This window comes from Microcystis sp. M_QC_C_20170808_M9Col (assembly GCF_007095495.1).
Classification (GTDB): Bacteria; Cyanobacteriota; Cyanobacteriia; order Cyanobacteriales; family Microcystaceae; genus Microcystis; species Microcystis aeruginosa.
Window position 1 is genome coordinate 1 of sequence record NZ_SFBZ01000289.1, and the last position, 6,554, is coordinate 6,554.

Consider the following 6,554-nt stretch of genomic DNA (forward strand, 5'->3'; position numbering starts at 1 on the left):
TCGGTAAGAATAGGCTTTTTCCATACCTCACATTTTAGCATATATTTCGTAAACGATGCTCATATTTAACAGTAAAGCCGTCGTAGAACGACGGGGTTTCAGACCCAAATTTTCGATGAGTGGCTTGTTCAAATCCTAATCTATAGCAATTCCCATAGTTGTGAGGTACAGAGTCTTAGGTTTTGAGGAGTCAGGATTCGGGAGTCAGGATTCGGGATTCAGGAGTTAAGATTTTGGTGTACCTCATGAGATTGGGAAACGCTATATATAGGGTTTGCTGAATAAATCTAAAAACCTTGTTGGATAAGACTTTTAGACTTGTTTTCCCTCAAAAAGTGCCGACCTTTGGAGTGATTGGGGGGAAAATCCCTGGACTTTTTCCCTGAGGCCACACCCTGCCCCTAGGAAAAGCTTTTTCAGCAAACCCTATATAGAAGCAAGCTGTAAGTTTCTATATATAGCATGATTAACTCCCAATCCAACCTTAAAAACCCGCTCTCCCCCATACCTGTTAAACGGGATTCGGTATCAGAGCGATCGCTAGATTAAAGGTTAAGTAATGTTAAGATCATACTTCTTCATGAAGAAAGCGCATGATCGCCGAGTAACTGTAGCTAAAAATACCAAATTTTGCCCAAGTCACAATAAAGTAGGGATCAAGCGCATTCGATCGAAGCAAGAATTTTCTCCCCAGTATCTATGAATCAATCAGAAAGTTGCGGTAAGGTCTATCTCGTCGGTGCGGGTCCCGGAGATCCCGGTTTGTTGACCTTGAAAGCGAAAGTTCTCCTAGAAAATGCCGATGTCGTCCTCTATGATGCCCTAGTCAGCCCCTCGATTCTGACCATGATTAACCCCCGGGCCGAACAAATCCATGCGGGTAAGCGTCGCGGTCGTCATTCTCTAGTACAGGAGGAAATCACCGCTTTACTGATCGAGAAGGCCCGGACTAATGCTGTGGTTGTTCGTCTCAAGGGGGGTGATCCCTTTGTTTTCGGTCGCGGGGGTGAAGAAATGCTCGATCTGATCGCGGCCGGAATTAGCGTCGAGATCGTGCCGGGGATCACTTCAGGAATTGCCGTGCCTGCCTACGCCGGTATTCCCCTCACCCATCGCAATTATAGTTCTTCCGTTACTTTCGTCACCGGCCACGAGATGGCGGGTAAATATCGTCCTCAAGTTAACTGGTCAGCGATCGCCCATGGTGCGGAAACAATTGTTGTTTACATGGGTGTGCATAATTTACCCTATATTATCGGCGAGTTAACCAAGGCCGGCAGAAGTCCAGAAACACCGATCGCCCTGATTCGCTGGGGAACAACACCGCAGCAACAGCAGTTAATCGGTACTTTCACCACGATTATGGACCAGATCGAAGCCACCGGCTTTGAGTCCCCTGCGATCGCTGTTATCGGGGCAGTGGTGGACCTTCACGATCTCTTACAAGCGGGACAACCTTTGCTCTCCAGGACAATCCCCCCCACCCCCATTTCTCCCTGATTCGGTTCCCATGCGTCAATATCAAAAATCCCTGACAATTGCCACCAGTCCCAAGAATTTCCATCGTCTTACTGCCCCCATAGAAGCGATCGTGGCTGAATCGGGCATAACGACGGGATTATGCAGTGTCTTTGTCTGTCACACCTCCGCTTCTTTGCTGATCCAAGAAAATGCCGATCCCGATGTTCTCACCGATTTGGCCAATTTCTTCGCTAAGTTAGTGCCGGAAGATAGCAGTCTCTACTATCACTCTACCGAAGGGCCAGACGATATGCCCGCTCACATTCGCTCGGTCCTAACCCGGACATCGGAACAAATCCCGATCGCTAGAGGTAAATTAGTTTTAGGGATCTGGCAAGGTATCTATCTCTGGGAACATCGTCAGAGTCGTCACCAAAGGCAAGTGGTGGTTCATATCACGGGGGTCTGAAGCTTTGCGTATAGTTTTGTAATAGAAACTTTACTCGTACCCCTCATCGGAGTAAGATTTTTTCCGTGTACGATCAAATTGTTCGCTTTTTGAACAAAGAACTTCATATTTCGTAACAAAAGGAAACAATTTATGCGAAAATTGTTCGCTCTGGCCCTGGTGCTATCTCTCTGGTTCACCTTTGCCGCTCCAGCGTCGGCTGATTTGTCTAATCTGACCCCTTGTAGCGAAAATCCCGCTTTCCTACAAAAAGCGAAGAGTTTCCGCAACACCACTCTCGACCCCGAATCGGGAGCCAAACGCGCTCAAACCTACTCCCAAGCTCTCTGTGGACCTGAAGGCTATCCTCACCTAATTGTTGATGGTCGTTGGGATCACATGGGCGATTTCTTTATCCCTAGCATCCTATTCCTGTACATTGCCGGTTGGATCGGTTGGGTTGGTCGGGCCTATTTAATCGCCGTGCGCGACAGTAAAGATGCCGAAATGAAGGAAATCATCATCGATGTTCCCCTCGCTTTGAGCAAAATGTTAACGGGGTTCCTCTGGCCGTTGGCGGCTTTACAAGAAGCCACTTCCGGTAAATTGACCGTTAAGGATTCGGAAATTACCGTTTCCCCTCGTTAATTTTTGTGTCAAACCCTTGACTTTTTATTCCCTAGGAGAACTCAGATGGAAGGACTTACTAAATTTCTCTCGTCCGCACCCGTGTTAATTATGGCGCTGCTGACTTTCACCGCCGGGATTTTAATCGAATTTAATCGCTTTTATCCCGATCTCTTATTCCACCCGCTAGGCTAAAGGCAATCTCAGGTGATTAAAGGGGATACAGAGTCCACTGTATCCCTTTTTAAGGGCAACGATCGGAGGGACTGGGGGAATATTAAGAAAAGAAAGGCACTGGAGACGACAGGCTCTAAAAATCGATAAGATACAGGTGTCTGCAACCACAGAGGTGGGACAAACCATGCTGTTAGATAGAGATTTGATGCTGGGAAAGCGTCTGCGGTATCAAGAATTACAAGAAAAATTAAAAGAGATTTGGCAGGGAGAAAACGTTCCCGAATCCGATGAATGGGATTATGATATCCTAGTTGTCCCTTCTTTTAGTATCGATCAGAGAGTCGGTCAAAAAGTAGCGGGTTTTTTACATTACGAAGAAAGATTATTATTTTCTCTGATTCGGTTGCGACACCCGAAAACTCGTTTAATCTATGTAACAGCGCAGCCACTGGCGCGGATGGTGATTGATTATTATCTGCAATTGTTGCCTGGGATTCCTTTTTCCCATGCTAATAATCGTCTGTTATTACTGACAACTCACGATAACTCTTTTCAACCTTTAACCCAAAAAATTCTGGAAAGACCGCGCTTAGTAGCAAGAATCCGGCAAGCGTTGCGTCGAGATCGTGCCTACATGGTTTGTTTTAATTCTACTAATTTAGAGCGAGAATTGTCTTTACAATTAGATATTCCTTTATTTGCCTGTAGTCCAGACTTATTGTATTGGGGTTCTAAAAGTGGCAGTCGCGAGATTTTTGGTCAAGGCAATATTCCCCATCCTGACGGTAGTTTACAGGTAAATACGGTTAAGGATTTGTTGTATGAGGCCGCTAGTTTGTGGTCCCGTCAACCGCAACTAAAACGCATGGTAGTTAAGTTAAATGAGGGGTTATCGGGAGAAGGAAATGCAGTTTTAGATTTACGTCCTTTAGGGGGAATTGTTGATAGTAACAGTCTAGATTTAAGCGAGAAAATGAATCTCTTGGCCAAACAATTAGAGAAAATGAGTTTTCAAGCAAGGGATGAAAATTGGGACAGTTTTTCTGGCAGAATTGCTGAATTAGGGGCAATTGTCGAAGCTTTTATTGAAGGAGAAGAAAAGCGATCGCCGAGTGTGCAAGGTTATATTACACCCACGGGAGAAGTAAATATTCTTTCCACTCACGATCAAATTTTAGGCGGTCCCGATGGTCAAATTTATCTAGGTTGTCATTTTCCCGCTGATGAAAATTATCGCCTACAATTACAGGAATTAGGTCGAAAAATAGGGGAAATTCTGGCAGCCAAGGGGGCAATTGAACGCTATGGAGTTGATTTCGTCGCTGTGAAAAATCCAGACACTTTAGTCTGGGATTTACAGGCGATCGAAATTAATCTGCGAAAAGGAGGAACTACCCATCCTTTTATGACTTTGAAGCTTTTAACTAATGGTGAATACGATCAAAAAACTGGATTGTTTTTCAGTCAACCTCACCAAGAAAAGTATTATATTGCCTCCGATAATCTCCACAAACCCCAATACAAAGGTTTACTTCCCGATGATTTAATGGATATTATTGCTAAACATCACTTGCATTTTGATAGTAGCAGTAAAACAGGAACAGTTTTTCATCTCATGGGTGCGCTGTCAGAATTTGGTAAATTAGGGTTAACTTGTATCGGCAATTCTAGCGAGGAAGCTGCGGCAATTTATCAGCGTGTGGAACAGGTGTTAGATTGGGAAACAGAGCATAGTTCCATAAATTTAGGTTATTATTATTCTGGATTACCGATCACTTGGATATAACTAGACTGATTTACTGGGTATAATTTTTTGTTTCAGAGATTTAATCATCCAAGCAGGCAGTTCTAAAAATTGATAGATAGCTAGATTCCAAAGATAGCCATACTGAGGGAATTTTCTTAATAACATAACTTCCGATAAAAAGTAAAATCGCCAAGTTCTTTGGTATTCAGGAGGATTATCTTCAATTCTTATTTGTTCGGGATAATTCGGCAGCCAGTGACCGATTACTCGCTCTTTTTCAAAATATTTAGCCTGAATATATAAACCTAGTAATCTATCTAAACACCAAAAAGGAATATATTTAATCGGACCAAATAAGTTCATGAGATTAGTAATTTCTATCGTCGCTACTTGCACAAGTTCACTTTTCCAAACTTTTTTATCAAAATTTTCTAAATGAGGACCATTTTGATCGGGACGTTGATTGAGAAAAACTTGGGGATTAAAAGGATTATCTAAAGGAGCGATCGGTAATTCTAATAAATAATTATTCTCTTTAAATAAGTGGCTATTATTTTCTCTCCTGCTACAGATAGCTAAACTTTTTACATCGGGAATTGTTGGCCAAGAACTCTCTAATTTTTCTCGTTCACCGTAGGGAAATTCACATCTGGCTAATCGTAATACCCAACTGTTGGGGAAGCGGTCAAAATAGTCTTTGACTAAGGTGACGATCTCAGGGTGTAAATATTCATCGCAATTGATTGTGAGAATATAAGTACCTCTGGCATTTAAAAATCCTGTACTTCTTTGAATAATTTCACCTCGTAAAGCACAGACAATCTGTTTCATGCGTGGATCATTGACTGGCGAAGGTTTGACCCCGGGAGGATGAACTAAAATAAATTCTATATCTCCCTTGACTTTCAATAATTCTCCTAGCCAATGTTCGCTAAATCCCTCGCGCATCGGGATAATGATCGATAGAAAAGTATTGGACATAAATTAACTCGTTAGATTTGCCTGTGATTTAACGAAGTTGTCTGGACTGTAATCTCTGGACGCTACTGGCACTTAACTGGTTTAAATGGCCTCTAAATATTTGCTATCGAGCAGAAATGAGCCTCGCTCGAATTTTACACCCCAATAACCCCCCGGCCGGCGATCGATAACCGTGCCGATATCGTCGATATTGAGCAGCTCTGGCGGCCGTAACATAGGCATAGGATCGGCGGTTTTCAGGTAAGGGGGAATGGCAATCAGACGGACTTTTCCCCCGACGCTAATTTCACTCATGGTACTGGCTAGATGCGATCGTGACATAACATCCCAACTTAGCATATTTCAAATCATTCTCAAGATAGATTCCCCAGACAATAGGTGTTGTTTACGCTGTCGTTGTCTGCCTTTCGTCTTGGGTTGGGCTGTTGCCTGACCTACAAGCAACTACTTGGAGAAGTTTACCCCCCGATACCCATGCAACCTGGACAAGATATAGCAATTCCCATAGTTGTGAGGTACAGAGTCTTAGGTTTTGAGGAGTCAGGAGTCAGGATTCGGGAGTTAAGATTTTGGTGTACCTCATGAGATTGGGAAACGCTATAAAAAAGAAGACTATCACTATAGTCGTGAAGGGGTTCAAGCCTTGTTCATGTTTTTTGACCCCCATCGAGGATGGAGACGGGTGAGTAACCGAGATAGTCGAACCCGAATAGATTGGGCAGAAGAAATTCGTCAATTATTGGATGTGGACTATCCAAAGGCTCGAAAAGTCAAGCTCGTCTGTGATAATCTCAACACTCATAACATAGCCTCGCTTTATGAAGCATTTCCAGCACCCGTTGCTCATCGTTTAGCTAGAAGACTGGAAATTTATTACACACCTCGTAATGGTAGCTGGTTAAATGTAGCCGAAACTGAACTAAGCGTCTTATCGAGGCAATGTTTAGATAGAAGGATTTCTAGCAAGGAAGAACTGAAAAGGGAGATAGAAACCTGGCAAAAAGAACGTAATCAGACTGCATCTACAGTAATATGGACGTTTACGACCAGCGATGCTAGGGTCAAGCTGAAACATCTTTATCCTGTGTTTGAGGAGGAGGAATCGGGAGAATC

General features: G+C 43.4%; 7 protein-coding genes and 1 pseudogene. 6 read left to right on the forward strand and 2 right to left on the reverse strand.

All coding sequences use genetic code 11. The features are described 5' to 3' along the window. Positions 1 to 699 precede the first annotated feature (699 nt). From cobA to EWV68_RS18375, 5 genes are all read left to right on the forward strand, one after another. A complete protein-coding gene (cobA, locus tag EWV68_RS18355; protein WP_287170649.1) occupies positions 700 to 1,500 on the forward strand; it encodes a uroporphyrinogen-III C-methyltransferase in 801 nt (266 codons plus the stop codon). A 10-nt stretch (positions 1,501 to 1,510) separates the two neighbouring features. After that, on the forward strand, positions 1,511 to 1,930 hold the full coding sequence (locus EWV68_RS18360) for a secondary thiamine-phosphate synthase enzyme YjbQ (RefSeq protein WP_061430703.1): 420 nt from the start codon (positions 1,511 to 1,513) through the stop codon (positions 1,928 to 1,930). Positions 1,931 to 2,062: 132 nt separating this feature from the next. After that, complete coding sequence (locus tag EWV68_RS18365) at positions 2,063 to 2,557, forward strand: Photosystem I reaction center subunit III (protein WP_286825498.1); 495 nt, start codon at positions 2,063 to 2,065, stop codon at positions 2,555 to 2,557. 45 nt (positions 2,558 to 2,602) lie between these two features. Continuing rightward, complete coding sequence (gene psaJ, locus EWV68_RS18370) at positions 2,603 to 2,731, forward strand: photosystem I reaction center subunit IX (protein ID WP_002738148.1); 129 nt, start codon at positions 2,603 to 2,605, stop codon at positions 2,729 to 2,731. 166 nt (positions 2,732 to 2,897) lie between these two features. Beyond that, positions 2,898 to 4,499 (forward strand): peptide ligase PGM1-related protein, encoded by a 1,602-nt coding sequence (locus EWV68_RS18375; protein ID WP_287170650.1) that lies wholly within the window; start codon positions 2,898 to 2,900, stop codon positions 4,497 to 4,499. Here the strand turns inward: EWV68_RS18375 and EWV68_RS18380 are convergent, their stop codons facing one another. After that, on the reverse strand, positions 4,500 to 5,441 hold the full coding sequence (locus EWV68_RS18380; RefSeq protein WP_061430705.1) for a glycosyltransferase family protein: 942 nt from the start codon (positions 5,439 to 5,441) through the stop codon (positions 4,500 to 4,502). An 81-nt stretch (positions 5,442 to 5,522) separates the two neighbouring features. Beyond that, complete coding sequence (sipA, locus tag EWV68_RS18385) at positions 5,523 to 5,735, reverse strand: regulatory protein SipA (RefSeq protein WP_043996918.1); 213 nt, start codon at positions 5,733 to 5,735, stop codon at positions 5,523 to 5,525. Positions 5,736 to 5,879: 144 nt separating this feature from the next. On the opposite strand from sipA, the pseudogene EWV68_RS18390 reads away from it, so the two are divergent. Next, positions 5,880 to 6,554, forward strand: a pseudogene (locus tag EWV68_RS18390) (transposase); the annotation flags it as partial.